This window comes from Dactylosporangium sp. NPDC050588 (assembly GCF_040654975.1).
Classification (GTDB): Bacteria; Actinomycetota; Actinomycetes; order Mycobacteriales; family Micromonosporaceae; genus Dactylosporangium; species Dactylosporangium maewongense.
In genome coordinates, this window is sequence record NZ_JBFAJA010000011.1 from 99320 (window position 1) to 123229 (window position 23910).

Sequence of the window (23910 nt, forward strand, 5' to 3'; positions counted from 1 at the left end):
GCGCCCCGCCCGGTGTCGAAGCGGAAGCTAGACGGTCACGAGGTCAGCCGCCGGCTCCGCCGCGGCGGGGCGGCGAGTGGTGCGCAGCGCCGCCAGGCCGGCGAGGGCCAGGCCGAAGGCCGCCCAGCCGAGCAGGACCCAGACGTGCCCGGCGGCGGCGTGACCGTCGAAGAAGGCGGTGCTGCGCAGCAGGGAGCCGGCCGCCCCCGGCGGGAGGAACTGGCCCAGGGCGCCCCAGCCCGACGGCAGCATCTCCGGGGCGCTGGTCAGTCCCGACAGCGGGTTTCCCAGCAGCATCATGGTCGCCGCGCCGAGGCCCAGGCCGGCCGGGCCGAGCAGGGACTCCAGGCCGAGGATGGTCAGGGCGGTGGCGGCGATGCCGAGGGCGACGGCGCCGGCGTTGAGCCAGTAGGAGCCCTCGACCGAGCCGAGCCAGAACTGCAGGATGCCGACGAGCGCGAGCCCACCGGTGACCGAGAAGGCGAGCGCGCCCACGAGGCGCCGGCCGGCGCCGACGACGAGGGTGGTGAGCAGGCCCGCGGCCGCGATCCCGCCGAGGACGAGCGGGAGCGCGCCGGCGGCCAGGCCGGCGCCGCGCTGGTCGTCGGCGGGCAGCGGGACCAGGTCACGGACCGGGACCGCCGGCTCGGTGGCGCCGAGCGCCTGGGCGACCTGCTGGAGGGCCTGGGCGACGGACGGGCTGGCGGCCGAGGCGATGATCAGCTGCGGCCGGCCGGTGGAGAGGTCGATGGCGCCGTAGACGTCGCGGTCGAGGATCAGCCGCTCCGCGGCGGCGGTGTCGCCGACGACGGTCACGTCGAAGGTGCCGGGGCGCTTGGCCGCCAGCTGCTGGGTGACCTGCGCGGTGGCGGCGGCCGGGCCGGCGACGGCGATCGGGATGTCGTGCACGCTGGAGCGGCTCGCGGGCCAGGCGAACGCGATCATCATGACGCTGAGCAGCGCGGTGAGCAGGAGCACGAGCGCGCCGACGCGGGGCCAGGCCGACGGTGGTGCGGCGGTGGTTGCCATCGGAAGTCTCCTAAAAAGAACGTTCGTTCGCGTACAACGAGCATGCGCCGCCCCGTGGAACGCGTCAAGAACGAACGTTCGCTTTGGCGGCGTGGTGTACGACACCCCGCGTCGCCTTCGGCAGCGTGAACGCGAACCTGGTGCCGCCGCCGGGGTTGTCCACGGCCACGATCTGGCCCCCGTGCCGCTCCACGATCCGCTTGCAGATCGCCAGGCCGAGGCCCGTGCCGGCGTACCCGGCAGAGCGGTGCGCCCGGTGGAAGTTGGTGAAGATCGCCTCGTGCTGCCCGGCGGGGATGCCGATGCCGTTGTCGGCGATCTCGACCCGGACCAGCTCCGCGTCGACGCGCTCCGAGCCGATCTCGATCCGCGGCACGACGCCCGGCGCGGTGTACTTCACCGCGTTGCCGACCAGGTTGTCGACGAGCTGGCGCAGCAGCACCGGGTCGGCGTGCACGTCGTGCAGCCGGCCGAGGACGAACTGCGGCGCGGCCGCGTCGCCCGCCGCCGCCAGGTCCGCACGGGCCATGGTCACGTCCGCGACGAGGTCCCGCAGCGGGACGTCGACGGGCGCGATGACGGCGTTGCGGGTGGTGGTGTACGCGAGAAGGTCGTTGATCAGGTGCCGCATGCGGCCGGAGGCACGCACGATCCGGCTGAGGCTGTCGGTGGCGTCGTGCCGCTCGGCCGATTCGGGCATGCCACGCAGCGTGTCGTCGAGGTTCTCGGCCCAGCCGTCGATCGTGGTCAGCGGGTTGAGCAGGTCGTGCGCGACGACCCCGGCGAAGGACGCCAGCTCGTCGCGCTGCCGGCGCTCGGCCGTGACGTCGTGGAAGACGACCACCACACCGTCGTCGCCGTGCAGGCGGCGCGCGCTGACGCTCACGATCCGCCCGTCGGGGACGCCGCTGTTGCGCACCAGCAGCTCCACGTTGCGCACGTCCTCGCCGGCGAGGGCGCGGGTGTGCGCCATCTCCTCCTGCGGCAGCCGGGTGCCGTCGGGGCGGAAGAGGCCGTAGTGGTCCGGGTCGGCGATGGCGGCGGTGCCGCTGGTCACCCCGCCGAGCAGGGCGACCGCGGCCGGGTTGCGCATGGCCCAGCTGCCGTCGGCCCGGATCACGGCGAGGCCGTCGCTCATCGAGTCGACGATCGTGGTCAGCAGGCCGGCCTGCGCCGCCGCGGCCCGGCCGGTCTCGGTCAGCCGGTCCAGCAGCTCGGCGCGCTCGTCGCGGCCCAGCGCGATCGACAGCCCGACGATCGCGACCATGCCGACGAAGGCCTGCGCGACCAGCGCCCGCGTCTGGTGCGACGCGATCGTGGCGAACGGGCCGTCGCCGTGCAGCGTGAACAGGACGGCGACGGCGCCCAGGCACAGGTCGTGCAGGACGACGAACGTGGTGTGCAGCCGCAGTGCCGCCCAGACGGTGACGGCGAGCAGCGGAAACGCCAGCGGCAGGCCGTGGTTGAGGGCGAAGCCGACGACGTACGCGCTGATCGAGCACACGACCAGCGCGAGGTACTCGGCGAGCCGCACCGGCGCGACCCGCCTGAGGCGGATGCCGTTGCGCCAGTGGTGACCGACCCGGAGCCCGACGGCCAGGATGAGCAGGATGCCCACCGTGTTGCGGGTGAGCCAGACGGCCGCGTCCATCCAGGAGAAGTGGCCCGAGACGAGCCAGACCGCGGTCGGCCCGATCGTGGCGCCGGCGAGCGCCCCGGCGCCGGTCGCGACCAGCATCCGCCAGAGGTCGGAGGAGCGGGCGAGCGGCTCGTCCCCGCCGGCGCCCCACAGCCGCGGGCTGAGCCGCGCGTGCACCCGCAGGAACACGGCGACCTGGACCAGGTTGGCGACGAAGAACCACAGCGCGAGGACCAGCGGCGCGCCCGTCGCCACGTTGGCCGCCACGGTGATGACCCCGAGCATCACCGGGTCGGCCCAGCGCAGCCGCGCCCTGCGCTGCATGGAGAACCACAGGACGGTGACGCCGGCGGCCGGCCACACGAGGCTGAGGCTCGTGCCGTCCATGATGGTGAGCCGCCCGGCGAACGTGGCGAGGAGGCAGAGCAGGGACCAGACCGCGGTCCGCGCGAGCGAGCCCGTCATCCGGGCACCAGCACCATGTCGAGCGCGGTGCGCAGGCTCTCGCTGGTGAAGGGTTTGCGCAGGTACAGCGCGCCGGTGTCGCGGACCCGGGCCACCACCGTGCCGTCCCACAGCACGGTGAGGAACATGGCGGGCAGGTCGGCGCGCTGCCGGCGGAGCAGGTGCAGCAGCTCGATGCCGTCCATGCCGGGCAGGTCGACGTCGAGGATCGCCGCCTCGGGCAGCCCGTGCGTGGCGACCGCCTCGAGTGCCTCGGCGCCGGTGCCGGCCGCGAGGACCTCGTGCCCGTCGGCGCGCAGACGCTTGACGATCAGCTCGAGGACGTCCTGCTCGTCGTCCACGACGAGAATCCGTGCCATGCCGGCCCCCTGCCTGTCCTCCTGCTGATCGACAGGCGGGGGGCCGATGTTCAGCGTTTCGTGGGGACGACGTCCTGCAGGTGACGGCCGTTGACCGAGGACCGGCGGCCGGCGTCGACCTCGCGCTTCCAGGTGCGCACGTAGTTGGACGCGGTCAGCCGCTCCACGTCGTTGAGCTCGAGGAGGTCCCCGACGAACGAGGTCAGGGCCATCGTGTCGCGGGGGTCGTTGTCCGGGACGTGCTCGTGCAGGGCCGCGTGCACCTGGCTGCGCAGCGACCCCTCCCGGATCGACCTGGTCGGCGTCAGCGTGGGCTCCTCGGCGATGTCGACGGTGGTCGTCACCTTGGACTGGCCGCGGGGGCGCCGGGGCGTCGGCGGCGGGAGGATCTCGGCGATCTCGCCGCGCCACTCACCCAGCGGCGAGGCGGCGGGCTCCCGCGGCTCAGCCGCGGGAACGGGAGCGGCGGCGGGCGCTTCAGGCGCCTCGGCGACCTCGGGCGCCTCGGGCAGGGTCAGCTGCTCCTCGGCGGGCTCCTCGGCCGGCTTGTTGACCAGGGCCTCCGCGAGCACGGGGCGCCGCGCCGGCTCGTCGACGACCGAGATCACCTGGGCGTCCGACGCGAGACGGGCCGGGGCCAGGTCGGCGGCGATGAGCGCGGTGAGCCCGTCGTAGTCGGCGCCGTCGGCGAGCCGGACGGCGATCTCGTCCAGGTCGTAGACGGCGACCGCGATGTCCGCCGTCGTCGGGTCGACCGCGGCGCGGATCTTGCGGTGCAGCACCTTGGCGATCGCCTTGGTGCGCACCTCCTTGCGCTTCTCCGCGCGGGCCGCGGCCAATGACGTGTAGAGCCCGAGCCTGTCGTCGGCCTTCGCCAGGTTCTTCGCGCGCAGGGTCATCCAGGGGTGCCGGATCCAGTGGCCGACCACCTCGTACGCCGGCGTCGTGGGCGGCAGGTCGCCGGTGGCCCGCAGCCGGTCGCGGCGCTGGTTCTCGGTGTGCATCAGCCACACCAGGTAGCCCAGCGCGGACATGCCCGCGAAGAAGCCGGCGAGCAGCTTGTTCTCGTGCGCCAGCCAGTTGAAGGCGACCGCGAAGCCGGCGATGGCGGCGGACAGCACCCGGGAGGCCGTCGCCCGCTCGCCGAGCCGGCGCCGCACGTCGGCGTTGGCCAGGACCACGATGCCGCCCAGCTCGAGCGCGCCGACGGCCGGGACGGCCCACAGCAGCGGGATGCCGAGCGCTTCGACCGCCCCGGACACCTGCCCGGCGAGGGCGACCAGCAGCACCACGAAGTAGAACAGCTGCCGCATGTATGACGTGCGCCGGACCGTGCGCTGCAGGTCGGCGTCGAGTTCGACGATTCCGGGTCGTGAGGTGCGGTGGGCGTCCGGTGCGGTCACCGGTTTCTCCTGTCATCCGTTGCCGGCAGCGGGTAACCCCGCGCCGCGAGGAACTCGGCCAGCGCGAGGTCCACGGAGCTCTGCACCGTGGTGTTGTGGTCCTCGACGAAGCGCTGCAGGGTCTGCTCGATCTCGACCCTGACCCGGGTGTTGAGCTGCACCCGCTCGGACCGGGCGCGCTGCGGCGGCATCGCCACCGCGTTGTCTGTCAGTTCCAACCCACACTCCTGCTAGCCGTTTGCTAGCGGGGACGCTAGCAAAGGACGCGTCGATATCCTCAATCGACGCGCCGACCCCGCAGGGCGACCCCGGTGAGTAAGGCACACGTCACTCCACCGGCCCCGGCGACGATCAGCGTCGCCGGGGCGCCGGCGGCGTCGATCAGCAGGCCGCCGGCCACGTAGGACAGCGCGGCGGCGGCCCCGACGGCGCCGTACAGGTTGGCGAAGACCCGCCCGAGCAGCGCGTCCGGCACGAGCCGCTGCAGCAGCGTGTTGCAGCCCACGTCGATCGCGGCGATGCCGATCCCGCGCGCGGCCTGCATCGCGAACACCACCGCGGCGGCCCCCGCGACGTGCGCGAACGCGCCGGTGAGGAGGTTGCCGGCGGCGCTGACCGCGAGGCCGGCGGCGAAGAGCACGGTCATCCGCGCCCGGCCGGCGCGCCCCGAGAGCAGAGCGTAGCCGGCGGTGAGGCCGAAGCCGACCGCGCCGAGCAGCAGCGCCGCCACGGAGTCGCCCGCCCGCAGGTCGTCCTTGGCGAGCACGACGAGGGCGACGTCGTCGACGCCCGTACACAGGACGACGGCGCAGAAGCCGAGCGCGACGACCCGGACCGTCCGGTGCCGGGCCAGATACCCCAGACCGGTCCGGGCGCCCTTCCACAGCGACCCGGCCTCCGGCACCGACGCCCGGATGCGCGGCAGCCGGGTCAGCAGGGCCGCCGACACCACGAACGACGCCGCGTCGGCGGCGAGCACGCCGCGGGTGCCGAGCCACGGCAGCAGAGCGGCGGCGAGCAGCGGCCCGGCGAGCTCGGCGACGTTGGTGACCAGGCCGAGGCGGGCGTTGCCGGCGGCGAGCCCTTCGGCCGGCACCAGCGACGGCACCGCCGCCCGCGACGCCGACTGGAAGACCTGACCGGCGACCGCCCGGGCGGCGACGAGCGCCAGCAGCAGCCACAGCGACGGCAGGAACAGCGCGATCGCGGCGACCGCCAGCGCCTGGGCGAGCTCGCAGCCGATCATCAGCCGGCGCCGGTCGAACCGGTCGGCGAGCGTCCCCGCGAACGGCGCGACGAGCGACGGCACGAAGTCGCCGGCGAGCAGCAGCGCGGCGACCGCGAGCCCCTGACCCGTCGCGCCGGCGACGTGCAGCATCAATGCGACCATGCTGAGGGTGTCGCCGGCGTACGAGATGCCGCGCGCCCCGAGAAGGACACCCAGACCCCTCGGGGTTGTCTCGGGGTCGCTCCCTGATGCGTCTCTTATCCGCGCGGCCATACCTTCATCCACATGACCGAGTGGCTCGAACCGCTGTACAGCCTGCCCGCCGCCCTGCTGGGGCTGGCGCTGGGGCTCGTCATGCTGCTCGACTCCATCCCGCTGCTCGGCATCCTGATCCCGGCCGACGTCGCCATCCTCACCACGGCCGGCGCGGCCGACCCGGTCAGCAGCCTCGGCTGGATCATCGCAGGCTGCCTCGCCGGCTGGTCACTGAGTTTCCTGGCCGGCTGGGCCTTCGGGCAGCGGCTGCGCGAGGGCCGGTTCGGCCGCTGGATCGGCGAGGCGCGCTGGGCGAAGGCCGACCACGTGGTGCGCACCGGCGGCAGCCGCATCCTGGTGACCGCGCCGTTCCTGCCATTCCTCAACACGCTGGTGCCGCTCGCGGCCGGCGGGCTGCGGATGCCGTACCTGCGGTTCCTGCGCTCCGCCGCGCTCGGCTCCGCGCTGTGGGGCGGGCTCTACGTCGGGCTGGGCGTGCTCGCGACCCGGCTGTCGGGGCTGCTCCCCACGGGCAACCTGACCACGGTCGCGACCATCGGCTTCGGCCTCACGTTCGGCTGGGTGGCGCTCTTCACGACCCGCCGCATGGCCACTGTCGGTAACTGATCGGACGCGTTCTCGGTCCTGTGCTTCCGGGTGACAGTCGGTAATCTGACGGCTGACCAGCCCCCGGAAGGGACTCCGTTGCGCAAGCGCATCATCGCCTCGCTCCTCGCGGCGCTCATCGTGGTCGGCGGCTGGGCGGTGCCGGCCGGCGCGGCGCCCGGCGACCCGACGGCCGCCCCCGACGAGGGCAGCGCCAACATGACCCTCGGTGAGCTGCTGGACAAGGCCAACGGCGAGTTCCTGGACGCCCAGGGCATCCTGGAGGTCTCCAAGCAGCGCCAGGCGGAGCTCACCACGAAGGTCGCCGCCATGCAGGCCGAGCTGGACGTGATCCTCGCCGAGGTCAACATCATCGCCGGCGCCGCCTACCGCAGCGGCGGCATCCGCACCACCGCGGCGCTGATCCAGAGCGAATCGACCGAGTCCTTCATCGAGCGCACGATGATGGTCAACACGGTCGCCCGGTACAACGACCGGAAGATCGGGCAGCTGACGAAGCTGCAGAAGGAGCTCGGCGAGGCGAAGAAGGCCGTCGACGCGGAGGTCGCGCAGCAGCAGGCGCAGACCGACATCATGGCCAAGAAGAAGAAGGACGCCGAGGCGGCGCTGGTGAAGATGGGCGGCCGGGCCAACGGCTACGTCAACGTCAACTCACCGCTGGCGACCCCGGCCCCGCGCAACGCCAACGGCTCGTGGCCGAAAGAGAACTGCATCATCGACGACCCGACCACGACCGGCTGCATCACTCCCCGGATGATCCACGCGGTGAAGGAGGCCCAGAAGGCCGGCTTCACGCGCTACTACTCGTGCTTCCGGCCCTCCGGACCGTATGAGCATCCGAAGGGCCGGGCCTGCGACTTCGCCGCCCAGTCGGGCGGCTTCGGCGGGGTGGCCAGCGGCGGCGACAAGACCTACGGCACCAACCTCGCCGCCTACTTCGTCAAGAACGCGAGCGCGCTCGGCGTGCTCTACGTGATCTGGTTCCGCCAGGTGTGGACGCCGGCCGCCGGCTGGCACTCGTACAGCGGCGGCAACGGCGACCCGTCCAGCGACCACACCAACCACGTGCACCTGTCGATGATCTGACCGCCTACAGGGGCAGCCGCCAGCCGAAGGGGTCCTCCTCGGTGCCGCGCTGAATGCCGACGAGCGTGTCGCGGATCTTCGCGGTGAAGGGGCCCTCGACCGCGCCGGCGATGGCGAACTCGCCGTCGGTGGTGCGGGCGGTGCCGATCGAGCTGATGACGACGCCGGTGCCGCTGGCGAAGGTCTCCTTCAGCCGGCCGGAGCGGGCGTCGTCGCGCCACTCGTCGAGGCCGTACGGGCGCTCGGTGACCGTGTAGCCCAGGTGGGCGGCGAGGCGCAGCACCGAGTCGCGGGTGACGCCCGGCAGGATCGAGCCGTTGAGCGGCGGGGTCACCAGCTCGCCGTCGTAGACGAAGAACAGGTTGTTGCTGCCCGCCTCCTCGATGTACCGGCGCTCGACCGAGTCGAGGAACACCACCTGGTCACAGCCGGCCTCCTGGGCCTGCGCCTGCGCGCGGAGGCTGGCGGCGTAGTTGGCGGCGGTCTTCACGGCGCCGGTGCCGCCGGGCGCGGCCCGCGAGTACTCCTGCGAGACCCACATCGTGACGGGCTTCGCGCCGCCGGCGAAGTAGGCGCCGGCCGGCGAGGCGATGACGGCGTACAGGTACTCCGACGACGGCCGGACCCCGAGGAACGGGTCGGTCGCGATCATGAACGGGCGCAGGTAGAGGCTCTGCCCCTCGCTCGTCGGCACCCAGTCGCGGTCCGCCTCGACGAGCACCCGCAGCGACCGCAGGAAGAGCTCCTCGGGCAGCCGCGGCATCGCCAGGCGCTCCGCCGTGACGTTGAGCCGGCGGGCGTTGGCGTCCGGGCGGAAGAACGCGACGCCGCCGCCGGGCTGGGCGTAGACCTTGAGACCCTCGAAGATCTCCTGCCCGTAGTGCAGGGCGGCGGTCGCCGGCGAGAGCGCGAGCGGGCCGAACGGCTCCAGCTTCGCGTCATACCAGCCCTTCGTGTCGGCATACCGCACGGTGACCATGTGATCGGTGAAGACGCGACCGAAACCGGGGTCGCTCATCAGGGCGGCGCGCTCCGCGGCAGAACGGCGGGTGGCGGCGACGGTGGCGAATTCGAGCATCCCGCGACTGTATTCGCTCACTGAACGATGCCTAAGCTCCTTCCCGGGGACTGGGCGGTAGCTTCAACGGCGGTGATTCCGCGGCGGTGGTTTCAGCGGTGGTGATTCCGCGGTGGTGGTTCAGCGGTGGTGGTTCAGCGGTGGTCGCTTCAGAATAGGTCCTTCGGGGGCAGGGGCGACTGGGTGGCGACGTCGTCGGTCACCACGCGGGCGCCGGCGACGAGACGGTCCAGGTCGTCGCCGTGCACGAGCCGCGCCGGGAACGCGTCCCCGGCACCCGCCCGGGCGAAGCCGGCGACGGGGAGCGGGGCCGCCGACGCGGCCAGCACGACATTGCCGAAGCGGCGGCCGCGCAGCACGGCCGGCTCGGCGAGCAGGCACACGTCCGCGAAGAGCCGGCGCAGCGTCGCGACCTGGCCGCGCGCGAACGCCAGGCCGGTGCCGTCGGCGAGGTTCGCGGCGTACACGCCGCCGGGGCGCAGCAGCCGGGCCGCGGCGGTGACGAACTCCAGCGACGCGAGGTGCGCCGGCACCCGGGCGCCGCGGTAGACGTCGGTGATGATGAGGTCGAAGCGGCCGCCGGACATCGACTCCACAGCGGCTCTCGCGTCCATGGCGCGGACCCGGATGTCGGCGCCGCGCGGCAGGGGGAGTTCCCGCCGCACCAGGTCGATCAGCGCCGCGTCGAGCTCGACGACCCGCTGCGAGGAGCCGGGCCTGGTCGCGGCGACGTAACGGGCCATCGTCAGCGCGCCACCGCCGAGGTGCAGCACCGACAGCGGGGTGCGCGCGGGTGCGATCCCGTCGACGATCGAGGCGAGGCGGCGCATGTACTCGAAGTCCAGCCGGCTCGGGTCGTCGAGGTCGACGGCCGACTGCGGATAGCCGTCGACCAGCAGCGTCCACCGGCCCGGCCGCCCGTCGTCGGGGAGCAGCTCGGCGACACCGCCGTCGATCTCACTGACGATGCCGGACCCACGCTTCTGACGACCCATGGATCACACCGTAGTTACAGTTCACGAGAAGAATTTTTGTCACCGGGTGTTGTTCAATGTCGCCTTTAGGACGAACATCGTCCCGTTGGTGCCCGAACGACACTCCTCACGCGGAGGCGCGATGCAAGTACCCGCCGCATTCGAATACGCGAAAGCGACGACGGTGAGCCAGACCCTCGAACTGCTGTCCCAGTGGGGCGAGGACGCCCGGGTCATCGCCGGCGGTCACAGCCTGATCCCGATGATGAAGCTCCGGCTGGCCCGGCCGACCGCGCTGATCGACATCAACGACGTCAGCGAGCTGTCCTACATCCGGGTCGAGGGCGGCGAGCTGCGAATCGGTGCGCTGACCCGGCACGCCGAGCTGCTCGACTCCGCGCTCGTCGAGGAGCACTACCGAATCTTCCGCGACGCGGAGCGGGTGATCGCCGACCCGATCGTGCGCAACCGAGGCACCGTCGGCGGGTCGCTGTGCCAGGCGGACCCGGCCGAGGACCTCTCCGCCGCGTTCGCCGCGGTCGACGCGTCGGTCGTGATCCAGGGTGCCCAGAATGGTGTTCAGAGGTCGCGCACCGTGAAGCTGACCGAGTTCCACGTCGGGCCCTACGAGACGGTCGTCGAGGCCGGCGAGCTGCTCACCGAGGTGCGCGTGCCGATCCGCCCGGGTGGCGGCTCCGCGTACACGAAGGTCGAGCGCCGCGTCGGTGACTGGGCGGTCGCCGCCGCCGGCGCCGCGATCTGGACCGACGCCGCGGGCACCGTCAGCAACGTCGGCATCGGCCTGGCCGCCGTGGGCGCCGAGCACTTCCGGGCCGCGGAGGCCGAGGCGTACCTCGTCGGCAAGCCCGCCACGGAGGAGAGCTTCGCCGAGGCGGGGCGCATCGCCGCCGAGCACAGCAACCCGGTCGCCGACCAGCGCGGACCGGTCGACTACAAGCGCCACCTCGCGGGGGAGCTGACCGTGCGCGCGCTGCGCGCCGCGGCCGCCCGCGCGCGTGGGCAGGAGGCCTGATCATGCAGATCACCGTGACGGTGAACGGCGAAAGCCACACCCGCGACGTGGAGCCCCGGCTGCTGCTGGTGCACTTCCTGCGCAACGAGCTCGGCCTCACCGGGACGCACTGGGGCTGCGACACGTCCAACTGCGGCGTGTGCACCGTGACCCTGGACGGCGTGCCCGTCAAGTCCTGCACCGTCCTGGCGGTGATGGCCGACGGCAAGCAGGTCGGCACCGTCGAAGGGCTCGAGCGTGCGGACGGCCTGGACCCGGTCCAGCAGGGCTTCGTGCAGTGCCACGGCCTGCAGTGCGGCTTCTGCACCCCCGGCATGATGCTCACCGCCCGCTGCCTGCTCGACAAGAACCCCGACCCGTCGGAGCAGGAGATCCGCGAGGCGATCTCCGGCCAGCTCTGCCGGTGCACGGGTTACGAGAACATCGTCCGCTCGGTCCGCTGGGCGGCGGAGCACGAGGCTGCAGCGAAGGCCGAGGTGACGTCATGACCGTGACCGAGACCCCCATGGGCTTCGGCCGCATGCACCGCAAGGAAGACGCGCGGTTCGTGCGCGGCAAGGGCAACTACGTCGACGACGTCAACCTGCCCGGCATGCTGCACGGCTCGTTCCTGCGCAGCCCGTACGCCCACGCGAAGATCGTCTCGATCGACACGAGCGCGGCGGAGGCGCTGCCGGGCGTCAAGGCCGTCATCACGGGTGCCGTCCTGGAGACGCTGAAGCTCGCGTGGATGCCGACCCTGTCCTACGACACGCAGGCCGTGCTCGCGACCGACAAGGTCCGCTTCCAGAACCAGGAGGTCGCCTTCGTCGTCGCCGAGAACCACTACATCGCGCGGGACGCGCTCGAGCTCATCGAGGTCGAGTACGAGCCGCTGCCGGTCGTGGCGGACGCGAAGCAGGCCCTCGCCCCGGACGCCCCGGTCATCCGGGACGACAAGGAGGGCAAGACCGACAACCACATCTTCGACTGGTCCGCCGGCGACGCGGAGAAGACCGACGCGGTCTTCGCCTCGTCGGAGGTCGTGGTCGGCGAGGACATCCTGTACCCGCGGGTGCATCCCTCGCCGCTGGAGACGTGCGGCGCGGTCGCCGACTTCGACAAGGTCAGCGGCAAGCTGACGATCTACTCGACCACCCAGGCGCCGCACGCGCACCGGACCGTCTACGCGCTCGTCGCGGGCCTGCCGGAGCACAAGATCCGGGTCATCTCCCCCGACATCGGCGGCGGCTTCGGCGGCAAGGTCGGCATCTACCCCGGCTACGTCCTGGCGATCGTCGGCTCCATCGTCACCGGCAAGCCGGTGAAGTGGATGGAGGACCGCAACGAGCACCTGACGGCCACCGCGTTCGCCCGCGACTACCACATGCGCGGCGAGATCGCGGCGACGAAGGACGGCAAGATCCGCGCCCTGCGGGTCAAGGTCCTCGCCGACCACGGCGCCTTCAACGGCACCGCCCAGCCGACCAAGTTCCCGGCCGGCTTCTTCCACATCTTCACCGGGTCCTACGACCTGGAGGCGGCGTCCTGCGACGTCACCGGCGTCTACACCAACAAGGCACCCGGCGGCGTGGCGTACGCCTGCTCCTTCCGGATCACCGAGGCGGCGTACCTCGTCGAGCGCATGATCGACGTGCTGGCGTTCGAGCTGAAGATGGACCCGGCCGAGCTGCGGCTGAAGAACCTGCTCAAGCCGGAGCAGTTCCCGTACACCACGCCCACCGGCTGGGAGTACGACTCCGGCGACTACCCGCGCGCGCTCCGGCTCGCCATGGACATGGTCGAGTACGACAAGCTCCGCGCGGAGCAGGCCGACAAGCTCAGCCGCGGCGAGTACATGGGCATCGGCATCAGCTTCTTCACCGAGGGCGTCGGGGCCGGCCCCCGCAAGCACATGGACATCCTCGGCCTGGGCATGGCCGACGGCGCCGAGCTGCGGGTCCACCCGACCGGCAAGGCGGTGCTGCGGCTGTCGGTGCAGACGCAGGGCCAGGGCCACGAGACGACGTTCGCGCAGATCGTCGCCGAGGAGCTGGGCATCTCGCCGGACGACATCGACGTCGTGCACGGCGACACCGACCAGACCCCGTTCGGCCTCGGCACCTACGGCTCGCGCTCGACGCCGGTCTCCGGCGCGGCGACCGCGATCGTGGCCCGCAAGGTCCGCGACCGGGCCCGGATCGTGGCGTCGGCGATGCTCGAGGTGTCCCCGGACGACCTGGAGTGGGAGAAGGGGAAGTTCTTCGTCAAGGGCGACCCCGACCAGGCCAAGACGATCCAGGAGATCGCGATGGCCGCGCACTCCAGCCTGGAGTTGCCCGAGGGCGTCGAGGGCCACCTGGACGCGACGACGGTCTACAACCCGCCGAACCTGACCTACCCGTTCGGCGCGTACATCTGCGTCGTCGACGTCGACCCGGCCACCGGCCAGGTCAAGGTCCGCCGGTTCATCGCCGTCGACGACTGCGGCGTGCGGATCAACCCGATGATCGTCGAGGGCCAGGTGCACGGCGGCCTCGCCGACGGCATCGGCATGGCGCTCATGCAGCTCATGGCGTTCGACGAGGACGGCAACCACCTCGGCGCGTCGCTCATGGACTACCTGCTGCCGACCTCGCTGGAGTGCCCGTCGTGGGAGCTCGGCGAGACGGTCACGCCGTCGCCGCACCACCCGATCGGCGCCAAGGGCGTCGGCGAGTCCGCGACGGTCGGCTCGCCGGCCGCCGTGGTCAACGCGGTCCTCGACGCGCTGAAGCCCCTCGGGGTCCGGCACGCCGACATGCCCCTCACCCCGTCCAACGTGTGGCGCGCCGCGCAGGGCCGCCCGATCCGAACGGACCTCGCCATCTCATGACCGACCTCCTTCATCGCGCCGACCGGTTGCGCGCCGACCGCACCCCGTTCGTCCTCGCGACGGTCGTGCGGGCCGAGCGGCCGACCAGTGCCAAGGCGGGAGACCGCGCCCTCGTGCTGCCGGACGGCACGATGGAGGGGTTCGTCGGTGGCACCTGCGCCGAGTCGACCGTCCGTCTCCAGGGGCTCCGGCTGCTGGAGACGGGCGAGTCGACGCTGCTGCGCATCACGCCCGACGGCTCTGACGTCACGTCCGAGCGGGAAGGTCTGCTCACCGTCTCCAACCCGTGCCTGTCCGGCGGGACCCTCGAGATCTTCCTGGAGACGATGATTCCGGCGCCGCTCGTGTACGTGCAAGGCGAGGCTCCCGTCGCCCGCGCGATGGTGGACGTCGCGCGATCCATCGGCTGGGAAGCGGTCAGCGGGCCCGCTTCGGCGGTGCCGCTGGACGCGTCCGCGGTCGTCGTCGCCTCCCACGGGCGCGACGAGATCGAGTCCCTCACCGCGGCGGTCAAGGCGGACGTGCCGTACATCGCGCTGGTCGCCAGCCGTAAGCGGGCTCTCGCGGTCATCGGCGAACTGCCGCTGACCGACCTGGAGAAGGCGCGCATCCACGCGCCGGCCGGGCTGGACATCGGCGCGCGGACGGCGCCGGAGATCGCGCTGTCCATTCTCGCCGAGGTCATCTCCAAGCGGCCCCGGCAGACCGCCCCGCCGCCCGGTCGTATCGAGCTTCCGCTGCTGCAGGTCCCCGCCGCCTCGAAGGTCGCGGTCGCCAAGGACGTCATCTGCGCGATGGACGTGGCGATCTCGCCGGACGCGCTGCAGTACGAGCACGAGGGCACCATGTACTACTTCTGCGGCTCCGGCTGCCGGCGGGCGTTCATCGACAACCCGGCCCGGTACCTGTGACGGCCTCGGTCGAGGAGCTGGTCGACGGCCTGTCCGAGCAGGGCTACCTCGCCGACCAGGGGCTCGCCACGGCGCTGTTCCTGTCGGTGCGGCTCGGCCAGCCGATCCTGCTGGAGGGCGAGCCCGGGGTCGGCAAGACCGCCGCCGCGGGCGCCCTCGCCGCGTCGCTGGACACCCCGCTCATCCGGTTGCAGTGCTACGAGGGGCTCAGCGCCGCCGAGGCCCTGTACGAGTGGAACTACCCACGCCAGCTGCTGGGGATCCGGCTCGCCGAGGCGCGCGGCGAGGTGCCCCGGGAGGCGGACCTGTTCGCCCCCGAGTACCTGCTGCGCCGGCCCCTGCTCGCCGCGATCGAGCACCCCGGGCCGCGCCCGGCGGTGCTGCTCATCGACGAGGTCGACCGGGCCGACGACGAGTTCGAGGCGTTCCTGTTCGAGCTCCTGGCGGAGGGCTCGGTGACCATCCCCGAGCTGGGGACGCGGACCGCGGTGGTGCCGCCGATCGTCGTGCTGACCAGCAACCGGACCCGCGACCTGCACGACGCGCTGCTGCGGCGCTGCCTGTACCACTGGATCGGCTACCCCGACGCGCACCGGGTCGCGGCGATCATCCGGCAGCGGGTGCCGGGCGCCGACGAGCTCCTCGCCGCCCAGGTCGCCGGCGCGGTGTCGCGGCTGCGCGGGCTGGACCTCACCAAGCCACCCGGCGTCGCCGAGGCGATCAGCTGGGCCAACGCGCTGCGCCTGCTGGGCCTGCCCCTGGACGAGAAGTCCGCCGGCGCGACCCTCGGCGCCGTCCTGAAGTACCGCGAGGACGAGGAGCTGGCCCGCCGGACGGGTCTGGCGGACCTTGCCACGGGGTGATCTCGCCGGGCTCGTCGCCGCCTTCGGCGCGGCGCTGCACGACGCCGGCCTGCCCGTCGGGCCGGACCGCGGCGAGCGCTTCGCCCGCGCCGTCACGCTCCTCGCCCCCACCACCACCGCGGAGCTGCACCGCTGCGCGCGGGCGACGCTGACCTGCCACCCCGAGCAGTTCGAGATCCTCGACCGGGTCTTCGACGCGGTCTTCCGCGGCTACGCCGACGACCCGGCCGACTTCCGCGGCGACCCCAACGCCACCGGCACGTCCACGACCACCAGGTCCGGCGGCTTCTCCAGCGCGGGCCCGTCGTCGGAGTCGCCGTCCTCCTCGCAGGCGCCCGCCCGCGAGGTCGAGATCCCGGTCGCCACCGTCGGCAGCGCGGCGGAGCGGCTCGCCTCCCGCGACTTCGCCACGCTGACGCCCGAGGAGCTCGCGGCGCTGCAGGACCTGATGCGGCGGCTCGCCGTCGCCACCCCGCCGCGCCGGACCCGCCGCATGCGCGCGAGGCCGCTCGGTGCCGCCGTCGACCTCCGGGCCACCCTGCGGCGGGCCAGGCGCTCGGGCGGGCATCCGGTGCGGCTGATGCGCCGGGAGCCCCGGCTGCTGCCGCGGCGGCTCGTCGCGCTGTGCGACATCTCCGGATCCATGGAGCCCTACGCCAGGGCGATGCTGCAGCTGCTGTACTGCGCGGCCGGCACCTCGCGCGCCGAGGTGTTCACGTTCGCCACCCGGCTGACCCGACTCACGAAGGTGCTCGCCCGCACCCGCCCGGCCGTCGCGCTCGCCCGCGCCGGCCAGGCCGCCCCCGACTGGTCCGGCGGCACCCGTATCGGGGCTGCGCTGAAGGCCTTCAACGACGGCTACGGCCGCCGTGGGATGGCCCGCGGCGCGATCGTCCTCATCGTCTCCGACGGCTGGGAGACCGGCGACCCGGCGCAGGTCGGCGTCGAGATGGCCCGGCTGTCCCGCCTCGCCCACCGGATCGTGTGGGTCAACCCCCGGACCCAGAGCCCCCGCTACCGGCCCCTCGTCGGTGGCATGGCCGCCGCGTGGCCCTACTGCGACGCGGTGGTCAGCGCCCACTCCCTCACCGCTCTCGACCCCCTCCTGGCCGCGCTCGAAGGCCAATCTCGAAGGACGTGACCGTCAATGCTGCTCACCAATGAGTTCGTCGTCCACCGGCCCCTCGAAGAGACCTGGGCGGTGCTGACCGACCTGGAGCGGATCGCCCCCTGCATGCCCGGCGCCCAGCTCACGTCGGTGCAGGGGGACGAGTACCACGGCAAGGTCAAGGTGAAGGTCGGCCCGATGACCGCCCAGTTCTCGGGCGTGGCCACCTTCAAGGAGCGCGACGACGCGGCGCACCGGGCGGTGATCGACGCCCGCGGCCGCGACGCGTCCGGCAAGGGCCGCGCGTCGGCGCTCGTCACGGCGGTGCTGACGGCGGAGGGCGAATCGACGAAGGTCGCCGTCGAGACGGATCTGACGATCGCGGGGCCCTTGGCGCAGATGGGCCGCAGCACGATCGGCGACATCAGCACCCGGCTGCTCGGTCAGTTCGTCACCAACCTGGAGGCGCAGCTGGCCGAGACGTCCCCCTCCGCCGAGACGTCCCCCTCCGCCGGGACGTCGCCCTCCGCCGGGACGTCGCCCTCCGCCGGGACGTCGCCCTCCGCCGAGGAGTCGCCTGCCTCGGTCGAGCACGTCGAGCAGGTCGAGGCGATCGTGCCGACCGCTCCCGTCCCCGACGCGAACGGCGTCACGACCGCACCCGCGCAGCAGGCCGTCCGCGTCATCGAGGGGCCCGAGGCGGCACCCGTCAACCTTCTGGAGACCGCCGGGACCACCAACATCGTGAAGATCGCGGTGCCGGTCGTCATCCTCGTCGCGGTGATCGTCGCGCTGGTCGTCTGGCTGGTCTGAACGGGCTGAACAGGGCAAGGGGCACCGGCCGGGTTGCGGCCGGTGCCCCTCCTTTCCTCACCCCATCCGATGCGGCCGCCCAATCAACCGCAGGTGAAGACCGCCGGGGCCGCGTTCGGGCCCCACGCCACCCTGCCGACGAGCAGGATCGTCGTCGACTCGCCCGGCTTCAGCCGGCTCTGCCACGGCTTGACCTTCACCGAGGCGCCGGTCTGCGTCGCGGTGCCGTTGACCGCGAGGTCGACCTTCTGCGTGCCGGTGTAGGCGAAGCCCAGCGCCCAGTCGTTCATCGTCTGGCGGGACGTGTTGCGGACCGTCACGGAGGCGATGTAGACGCCGCCGAGGTCCAGGACCTTGGTGTAGGTGACGGTGCACGGCTGCTTCGCGACCGCGCCGCCCTCACCCTGGTCCGCCAGGAACGACGCCACGAACGACAGCGCCGAGTTCCAGTTGATCGTGATCTCGTTGGTCGACCACGACTCGATGTCGTCGAGGTAGCAGAACTGCGGCTTGCAGCCCGGCAGGATCTTCGACGCGACCGGGTCCTGGATCGAGGAGTTCGGCCCGCCCGACAGCGACCCGGCCGGCGGGTTGGGCAGCGCCGGGTTGAGCTGGTGGGCGTACATCCTCGAGTGCTGGTTGTGCGACGCCCGCTCGCCGTAGCCGGTCACGTAGGACTGGTTGAGCGCGTTGCGGCCGAGGATGTAGTCCATGCCCGTCAGGACGCCGTCGCGGAACGTCGTGTCGCCGCTGATGTCGTACGCCGTGGCGATGACGGCCAGGTTGTTCACGATCAGGCCGTTGGAGCCCCAGTCGAACTTCCCGTTGGACGGGTTGTAGGCGATGTTGTACGCGTTGCCCCGCAGCGTCTGCAGGTAGCCGCGGGCACCGTCCACAACGGACTGCCGCACCCGCGCCCGGTCGGCCAGCGCGTTGGGCACGGTCGCGAGGTCGAGCCGGCCGGCCGTCGCGGTGAACTTCCAGTCGAAGCCCTCCGGGCGGAACACGTCGGCGGTGTGCCACGGCGACGCCACGACCGCGTCCTGGTAGACCTTCTCGCCGGTGCTGATGAACAGCTCCGCCGCGGCCCAGTAGAACTCGTCGGTGACGTTGTCGTCGTCGTACGCGCCGCCGCCGGTGCCGTCCGTGACGAGGGCGTATCGGGCCGGGTTGGCGACCGCGGCCGCGTACGCCGTCTTCGCCGCGGCGAGCAGCTTCGCGGCGAACGCCTTGTCGTAGGGCTGGAAGAGCCGGGCGCCCTGGGCGGCGGTCGCGGCGAGGTTCAGCGTCGCGGCCGTCGACGGGGCGTGCAGCTCCCGCGGCTGCGGGTCGGCGGCGGGGTCGAGCGGCAGGCCGGTCCAGGCGGCGTCGTGCACCTTGTGATGCACCATGCCGGCGAGTGGCTTGCCCGCCGGGACCTGCATCCGCAGCATGAACTCGAGCTCCCAGCGCGCCTCGTCGAGGACGTCGGGCACCTGGTTGCCGTGCTCCGGGACGCGCAGCGAGCCGTCGCCGAGCTTGTCCGCGCGGGCGCCGGCGGCGACCTTGGTCCGCTCGAAGGTGCTCAGCAGCTGATACACCGAGATGCCGCCGTTGACGACGTACTTGCCGTGGTCGCCGGCGTCGTACCAGCCGCCGCGCACGTCGAGCCGGTAGTCGCACAGGCCCGGCTGGCACGGGACGTCCGTGTCGCCCTGGTTGGGCGCGACGCCGAGGTGGCCGGCCGCGCGGCCGTAGCCGGGGGCGATGCTGTCGAGGATCTCGATGCCGCTGCGCTGGGTGTAGTACCAGGACAGCGAGTCGGTGCGCAGCTTCTCGTAGGCGGCGTTGACCCCGATGTCGAAGGGCACGCTGGTCTCGCCGTCGGCGGTCAGCGTGTATCCGGCGCCCTTCACCCTGTACGCGCTGAAGTCGGCCGTCTGGACGTTCTGGCCGGAGGTGGCGTCGACCCCGGCCGGCGTGGTCGTGCCGGTGGCGACGACCGTGCCGGCGGCGTTGCGCAGCTGCCACGGCAGGCCGGTGGTCGCCTCGGTGACGACGGTGGCGGCCTTCGGGCCGTCGGCGAGGTAGCCGACCTGGTTGACCCGCACGCGGGGGCCGGTGTCCGGGACGTACACGGGCGGCGGAGCACCTCCCTGCAACGAGATGTCGTCGAGGCACAGCGTCCAGGCGGTCGCGCTGCCGCCGACCTGGAACGCGACCTGGCCCGCGTCGGTGTCGGCCGCCGCGGTGAACGTGTAACTGTAGGACTGCTGCGCCGCGGTGAGGGCCGGCGCCGCGGAGAGCTCCTGGGTGTAGGGCGGCGCCGCGAGCTGGACGTTGGCCCGGATCGTCACCGGCGTGCTGGCGCTGGCCTTGAAGGCGAGCTTGTACGACTCGCCGGCCTGCAGCTTGACGGCGTTCTGCCCGATGATGGCGTCCCACGGGTTGGTGGTCCCGGCGGGGATGGCCGCGCACAGCTGCCCGCCCACGACGGAGGCCGGCGCGTTGCCGGTCCACCACCACGGGTCGGTGCCGCTGTCGAAGGTGCCGTTGACGAGCTGTTCGGCCGGATCGGCGAATGCGGCGGACGCGGTCATCGGCACGACCAGGACCGCCGCGACTAAGGCGAGCGAGAGTTTGCGCTTCACACAGACACCCCTTGTGGCGGAAGGGAATTGGGAGCGCTCCCACTGTGTCTTACCGCACACAAGGGTGTCAATACTCAAGCTGCCTAGCGTTTCAGGGTGGGAAACACGTACCAAACCAGCACGAACAACACCCCGAGCGTGGCGGCCGCCGCGATCGCCCACGAGACCGCGACGACGACCTCGAACACCAGGAACACGGCGCCGACCACGGAGAGCCACAGGAACACGAGGCCGATCTGCGCGAGCGTGTCGCTCGACTCGACGAGCTGCTCCTTGCGCCCCCGGCGGAACAGGATCCGGTGATGGCTGACCGGGGCGATCAGGCACAGCGTCGCCAGGGCGGTGAGCACCAGCGTCACGATGTACGTTGCACGCTGGACGGCCGTGATCTCCACGAACCGCTGGTTGAACGGGATCGTCAGCAGGAACGCGAACAAGATCTGCACGCCGGTCTGCGCGACCCGCAGCTCCTGCAGCAATTCGTTCCAATTCCGGTCGGAACGCTCAACGGGACTCTCGTCGCGATCGGCCATGCGGGTTCTTTTACCCAACCGGTCGCCAGAACGAAACTGGCGATCGGGTCAAACCCGGCGCGTCGGGGCTGCGACCGGTTGCATGCTGGGCATATGGTCGCGAACGTGAGCGCACCCTTCGATGAGTTGACGTCCGGTCGACGCGCGTGGATCGCCCGGGCCGGGCTGGCCGAGCTCGCCTCCGCCGTCGGGCGTCCCGGCCGTGTGGCGGTCTCCATGCGGCCCGACCTGCTGGCGCGGGTCGACCAGCACGCCGCCGCGGTCCGCGAGTCCCTCGGTGGCACGCTGCTCGACCCGGTGGCCCTCGCCGGTTACGCGGCGGCGATCCGCGACGCCGCCAGGGACGCGGGCGAGACCCTCGACGACTGGTCCCGCCCGACCTGGGCGATGCTCCGCCTGCTGGCGGTCTGCTCGCTGATCCCCTCGTAGGCGCCTACCTGTTGCTCTCCTCAGGCGCTTACTTCAGGAAGCGCTTGTCGGCGTGCAGTGGGTCCGTCAGCCGGATGGTGATGAACTCGTTGTTGTCGGGCTGACCCGGCGTGCGGCCGTTGGAGAACGGGAAGTTGTTGTCGTTGACCACGCCGAGGGTCTTGTCGTCGAGGATGACGACGTCCTCGATGGTCTGGAACGGGAACGTGAAGGTGCCAGTGTCCCCACCGAGGTGGCGCGGGTCGGCGAGGTTCATGAGGTCCGCCACGAGCGTCTTGTCGAGCTTGCCGTCGCGGTTGCGGTCGCGCTTGTCGGCGAGGTAGATCCGCTTGAACTTCGCGGTCGCGCCCTGGCCGTTGTCGCGCTCGATGACGAGGAAGCGGTCGTCGTCGACGGCGATCGCGTCGCCGATCGCGTTGGCCGGGTCCTCCAGCTGGTAGATCCAGCGCTTGCCCGTGTACGCGCGGGACGCGACGTCGAACTCGTTGAGCCGCAGGCCGCCGGGCGCGTCGCCGGCGACGACGCCCTCCAGCAGCGCGTACAGCTTCCGGCCGTCGGGCGACTGGGCGAGGCCCTCGAAGCCCTTGCTGCTGTTCAAATTCGGGTTGCCTGCCGGGTTCTCCGGCGCGCGGACCCCGTCGAGCGGGATCGGCGCCTGCAGCAGCCGCCCGGCGCGGTCGAAGTGCAGCAGGTACGGGCCGAACTCGTCGCCGATCCAGTACGTGCCGTCCTTCGCCCGCTGGATCGACTCGACGTCGAAGTCCGAGCCGGTGAGCACCCGGTCGGGGCGGGTCAGCGCGAACGGCACGAGACCGTTCGGGTCCGTGAGGTTGATGCCACCGACCACGTCCACCGTTTGGTTGCCGTAGTCCGGGGCCACCCGGTGGATGCGCAGCACGAAGTCGGCGCTGTTGGCCTTGTTGCCGTAGCCGTTGTCCGAGAGCACCTCGAACGTGCCGTCCCCAAGCTGGACGATGCCGCTGAAGCCCTGGACCGGCTGGTCGGCGAACGGCGGCGTGATCCCGTTGGACGGCGTGCCGCCCAGCAGCGAGCCCGACGGGTCGCTGGCGGAGACGAACGTGGTCGCCGGCAGCGCGGCGAAGCCGGTCAGGGTGGCGCGGCCGTAGGTGTCGTGCGCTTCAGCGCTCGGCGCGGCGAGGGCCAGCGTCAGCACGCCGATACCCAGGCCGGCACCGGCACGTCGGAGATTCCTCATGGGCCGCGACGCTAAGCGGCCCGGGTGAACCACCCAGGTGCTTCCGGTGATCGGCCTACGTTTTCTTGGTGATCGCTTCCTGGAGCGTGCGCAGCCGGGCGACGACGGCCGGCCCGTCGGTGATGCTGCCGCCGCCCTGGTAGTACACGAACGACACGCGCACGACGAGCTCGCCGCTGGCGGCCTCCACGTACGCCTCGCCGTCGCCGGCGACGGAGAACGTCGACGCGTCGATCGACTTCGCGCCCTGCGCCGCGTTCTTGTCGTAGGCCACCTGCTGCGCGGCGCCCGACGAGGGGCGGACCAGCGTCAGGAACAGGTAGAAGTCGCCGGAGGCGCCGTCGACCGCGCACGCCTTGAGCGAGTCGGTGTCGCGGCGCTCCCTGGTGCCCGGCGCCTCGCCGAGCGCGGCCTTGAGCTGGTCGTCGGTGGCGATGCCGCACATGTCGGCGGTGTCGTAGACGGCGCCGTTGCGCTTCGCGTCCTGCGGACTGCCCTGCCCCGCCGGGTCGTCGCCGCAGCCGGCGAGCGCCAGGACGACGCCCGCCGACAGCACGGCTTTACGAATGGTCACGCAGTGTTTCTACACGGTTTTCAGACGCGGCCGAAGTCCTGGGTCCAGTACGGGGTCCCGTCCGCCTTGTACGCGAGACCGACACCGACCGCGACGCTGCTGCAGTTGAGGATGTTGGCCCGGTGGCCCTCGCTGTTGATCCAGCCGGTGACGACCTCCTGCGGCGACCGGTAGCCCCAGGCGATGTTCTCCGCCGACGCCCCGGTGGTGTACCCGGCGGCGACCTCACGCTGCACGAACGTGCTGCCGTTGGACCCGGTGTGGCTGAAGAAGTTGTTCGTCACCATGTCGGTGCTGTGGTTGCGCGCCGCCGCGACCAGCCGCGAGTCGATGCGCAGGGCGCCGCAGCCGTTGGCCTTGCGGTAGTTGTTGGTCAGCGTCACGACCTCGCTCTCCAGCGAGCTGCTCTCCACCGGCTTGGTGACGGGCGTCGTGGGCGCGGTGGCGGGCGTGGTGACCGGCTTCTTCGCCGGCGTGGTGGTCGGCTTCTTGGCGGTCGGCTTCTTCTTCTTTTTCTTCTTCTTGGACACCGCGGCAGCGACGTCCGCACCCGCGACCGCGTCACCGGCGGCGGTGACGACCTGCGCGGCGGCGGGGGCGGCCGTCGCTGCGGTGGCGGTGAGCGCGAAGCCGAGCGGCGCCGCGAGCAGCACGGCGGCGAGGATGGTGGCACGGCGAGGGAACCGGGTCACGATGGGAAAACCTTCCGTCGGTGAGCTTGACGGAGTTGGTATCGGGTGCCTCACAGCGCTCGTGAGCAGGTCAACTGGCCCGCAACGGTCGGCAACCGACCGGCTACCCGT

At 72.0% G+C, this 23910-nt stretch carries 23 protein-coding genes; 10 read left to right on the top strand and 13 right to left on the bottom strand.

Going from position 1 to position 23910, the window contains the following annotated elements:
• Positions 1-27 precede the first annotated feature (27 nt).
• From AB0I21_RS09705 to AB0I21_RS09730, 6 genes are all read right to left on the bottom strand, one after another.
• A complete protein-coding gene (locus tag AB0I21_RS09705; RefSeq protein ID WP_360559926.1) occupies positions 28-1029 on the bottom strand; it encodes a hypothetical protein in 1002 nt (333 codons plus the stop codon).
• 64 nt (positions 1030-1093) lie between these two features.
• Positions 1094-3133, bottom strand: a complete 2040-nt coding sequence (locus AB0I21_RS09710) for an ATP-binding protein (RefSeq protein ID WP_360559927.1) — start codon at positions 3131-3133, stop codon at positions 1094-1096.
• Positions 3130-3492, bottom strand: coding sequence for a response regulator (locus AB0I21_RS09715; RefSeq protein ID WP_360559928.1), 363 nt, complete (start codon positions 3490-3492; stop codon positions 3130-3132). Before AB0I21_RS09715 ends, AB0I21_RS09710 begins: the two co-directional genes overlap by 4 nt.
• 50 nt (positions 3493-3542) lie before the next feature.
• Positions 3543-4895 (bottom strand): hypothetical protein, encoded by a 1353-nt coding sequence (locus AB0I21_RS09720; protein ID WP_360559929.1) that lies wholly within the window; start codon positions 4893-4895, stop codon positions 3543-3545.
• The gene (locus AB0I21_RS09725) at positions 4892-5113 is read right to left on the bottom strand and encodes a hypothetical protein (RefSeq protein ID WP_360559930.1); all 222 of its coding nucleotides are present in this window, start codon (positions 5111-5113) and stop codon (positions 4892-4894) included. Before AB0I21_RS09725 ends, AB0I21_RS09720 begins: the two co-directional genes overlap by 4 nt.
• Positions 5114-5172: 59 nt before the next feature.
• Positions 5173-6396: an MFS transporter gene (locus tag AB0I21_RS09730; protein WP_360559931.1), complete on the bottom strand. Its 1224-nt coding sequence runs from the start codon at positions 6394-6396 to the stop codon at positions 5173-5175.
• Positions 6397-6408: 12 nt separating this feature from the next.
• Between AB0I21_RS09730 and AB0I21_RS09735 the strand changes: the two genes are divergently transcribed.
• Together AB0I21_RS09735 and AB0I21_RS09740 are read left to right on the top strand one after the other, a co-directional pair.
• Positions 6409-7005, top strand: a complete 597-nt coding sequence (locus tag AB0I21_RS09735) for a VTT domain-containing protein (protein ID WP_360559932.1) — start codon at positions 6409-6411, stop codon at positions 7003-7005.
• Between the two features lie 78 nt (positions 7006-7083).
• Positions 7084-8091 carry a hypothetical protein gene (locus AB0I21_RS09740; RefSeq protein WP_360559933.1) on the top strand — a complete coding sequence of 336 codons (1008 nt, stop codon included), beginning with the start codon at positions 7084-7086 and terminating at the stop codon, positions 8089-8091.
• A gap of 4 nt (positions 8092-8095) precedes the next feature.
• On the opposite strand, the gene AB0I21_RS09745 is transcribed toward AB0I21_RS09740, so the two are convergent.
• Both AB0I21_RS09745 and AB0I21_RS09750 read right to left on the bottom strand, forming a co-directional pair.
• Positions 8096-9169, bottom strand: coding sequence for a branched-chain amino acid aminotransferase (locus tag AB0I21_RS09745; protein WP_360559934.1), 1074 nt, complete (start codon positions 9167-9169; stop codon positions 8096-8098).
• A gap of 149 nt (positions 9170-9318) precedes the next feature.
• Positions 9319-10164 carry a fused MFS/spermidine synthase gene (locus tag AB0I21_RS09750; protein ID WP_360559935.1) on the bottom strand — a complete coding sequence of 282 codons (846 nt, stop codon included), beginning with the start codon at positions 10162-10164 and terminating at the stop codon, positions 9319-9321.
• A gap of 121 nt (positions 10165-10285) precedes the next feature.
• Here AB0I21_RS09750 and AB0I21_RS09755 point away from each other — a divergent pair, with 121 nt between their 5' ends.
• The 7 genes from AB0I21_RS09755 to AB0I21_RS09785 are packed head-to-tail and all read left to right on the top strand — an operon-like array spanning position 10286 to position 17725.
• On the top strand, positions 10286-11176 hold the full coding sequence (locus AB0I21_RS09755) for a xanthine dehydrogenase family protein subunit M (protein ID WP_360559936.1): 891 nt from the start codon (positions 10286-10288) through the stop codon (positions 11174-11176).
• A gap of 2 nt (positions 11177-11178) precedes the next feature.
• Complete coding sequence (locus tag AB0I21_RS09760) at positions 11179-11664, top strand: (2Fe-2S)-binding protein (RefSeq protein WP_344501358.1); 486 nt, start codon at positions 11179-11181, stop codon at positions 11662-11664.
• Positions 11661-14030 carry an aerobic carbon-monoxide dehydrogenase large subunit gene (locus tag AB0I21_RS09765; protein WP_360559937.1) on the top strand — a complete coding sequence of 790 codons (2370 nt, stop codon included), beginning with the start codon at positions 11661-11663 and terminating at the stop codon, positions 14028-14030. Before AB0I21_RS09760 ends, AB0I21_RS09765 begins: the two co-directional genes overlap by 4 nt.
• Positions 14027-14941, top strand: coding sequence for an XdhC family protein (locus AB0I21_RS09770; protein WP_360559938.1), 915 nt, complete (start codon positions 14027-14029; stop codon positions 14939-14941). Before AB0I21_RS09765 ends, AB0I21_RS09770 begins: the two co-directional genes overlap by 4 nt.
• The gene (locus AB0I21_RS09775; protein ID WP_344501355.1) at positions 14938-15804 is read left to right on the top strand and encodes a MoxR family ATPase; all 867 of its coding nucleotides are present in this window, start codon (positions 14938-14940) and stop codon (positions 15802-15804) included. The genes AB0I21_RS09770 and AB0I21_RS09775 overlap by 4 nt, the downstream gene beginning before the upstream one ends.
• Positions 15791-16945: a VWA domain-containing protein gene (locus tag AB0I21_RS09780; RefSeq protein ID WP_360559939.1), complete on the top strand. Its 1155-nt coding sequence runs from the start codon at positions 15791-15793 to the stop codon at positions 16943-16945. Before AB0I21_RS09775 ends, AB0I21_RS09780 begins: the two co-directional genes overlap by 14 nt.
• Positions 16946-16951: 6 nt before the next feature.
• Positions 16952-17725: an SRPBCC domain-containing protein gene (locus AB0I21_RS09785; protein WP_360559940.1), complete on the top strand. Its 774-nt coding sequence runs from the start codon at positions 16952-16954 to the stop codon at positions 17723-17725.
• A gap of 83 nt (positions 17726-17808) precedes the next feature.
• On the opposite strand, the gene AB0I21_RS09790 is transcribed toward AB0I21_RS09785, so the two are convergent.
• A complete protein-coding gene (locus tag AB0I21_RS09790) occupies positions 17809-20304 on the bottom strand; it encodes a glycoside hydrolase family 9 protein (RefSeq protein WP_360559975.1) in 2496 nt (831 codons plus the stop codon).
• A 134-nt stretch (positions 20305-20438) separates the two neighbouring features.
• The gene (locus AB0I21_RS09795; protein WP_360559941.1) at positions 20439-20888 is read right to left on the bottom strand and encodes a DUF6328 family protein; all 450 of its coding nucleotides are present in this window, start codon (positions 20886-20888) and stop codon (positions 20439-20441) included.
• A 105-nt stretch (positions 20889-20993) separates the two neighbouring features.
• On the opposite strand from AB0I21_RS09795, the gene AB0I21_RS09800 reads away from it, so the two are divergent.
• Complete coding sequence (locus AB0I21_RS09800; RefSeq protein WP_344501351.1) at positions 20994-21317, top strand: DUF6401 family natural product biosynthesis protein; 324 nt, start codon at positions 20994-20996, stop codon at positions 21315-21317.
• Between the two features lie 28 nt (positions 21318-21345).
• Here the strand turns inward: AB0I21_RS09800 and AB0I21_RS09805 are convergent, their stop codons facing one another.
• The 3 genes from AB0I21_RS09805 to AB0I21_RS09815 are packed head-to-tail and all read right to left on the bottom strand — an operon-like array spanning position 21346 to position 23799.
• Entirely contained in the window at positions 21346-22533 is a 1188-nt protein-coding gene (locus AB0I21_RS09805; RefSeq protein WP_360559942.1) for an esterase-like activity of phytase family protein, read from the bottom strand.
• Positions 22534-22588: 55 nt separating this feature from the next.
• Complete coding sequence (locus tag AB0I21_RS09810) at positions 22589-23107, bottom strand: hypothetical protein (protein ID WP_360559943.1); 519 nt, start codon at positions 23105-23107, stop codon at positions 22589-22591.
• A gap of 20 nt (positions 23108-23127) precedes the next feature.
• Positions 23128-23799, bottom strand: coding sequence for a CAP domain-containing protein (locus AB0I21_RS09815; protein ID WP_360559944.1), 672 nt, complete (start codon positions 23797-23799; stop codon positions 23128-23130).
• Positions 23800-23910: the final 111 nt, after the last annotated feature.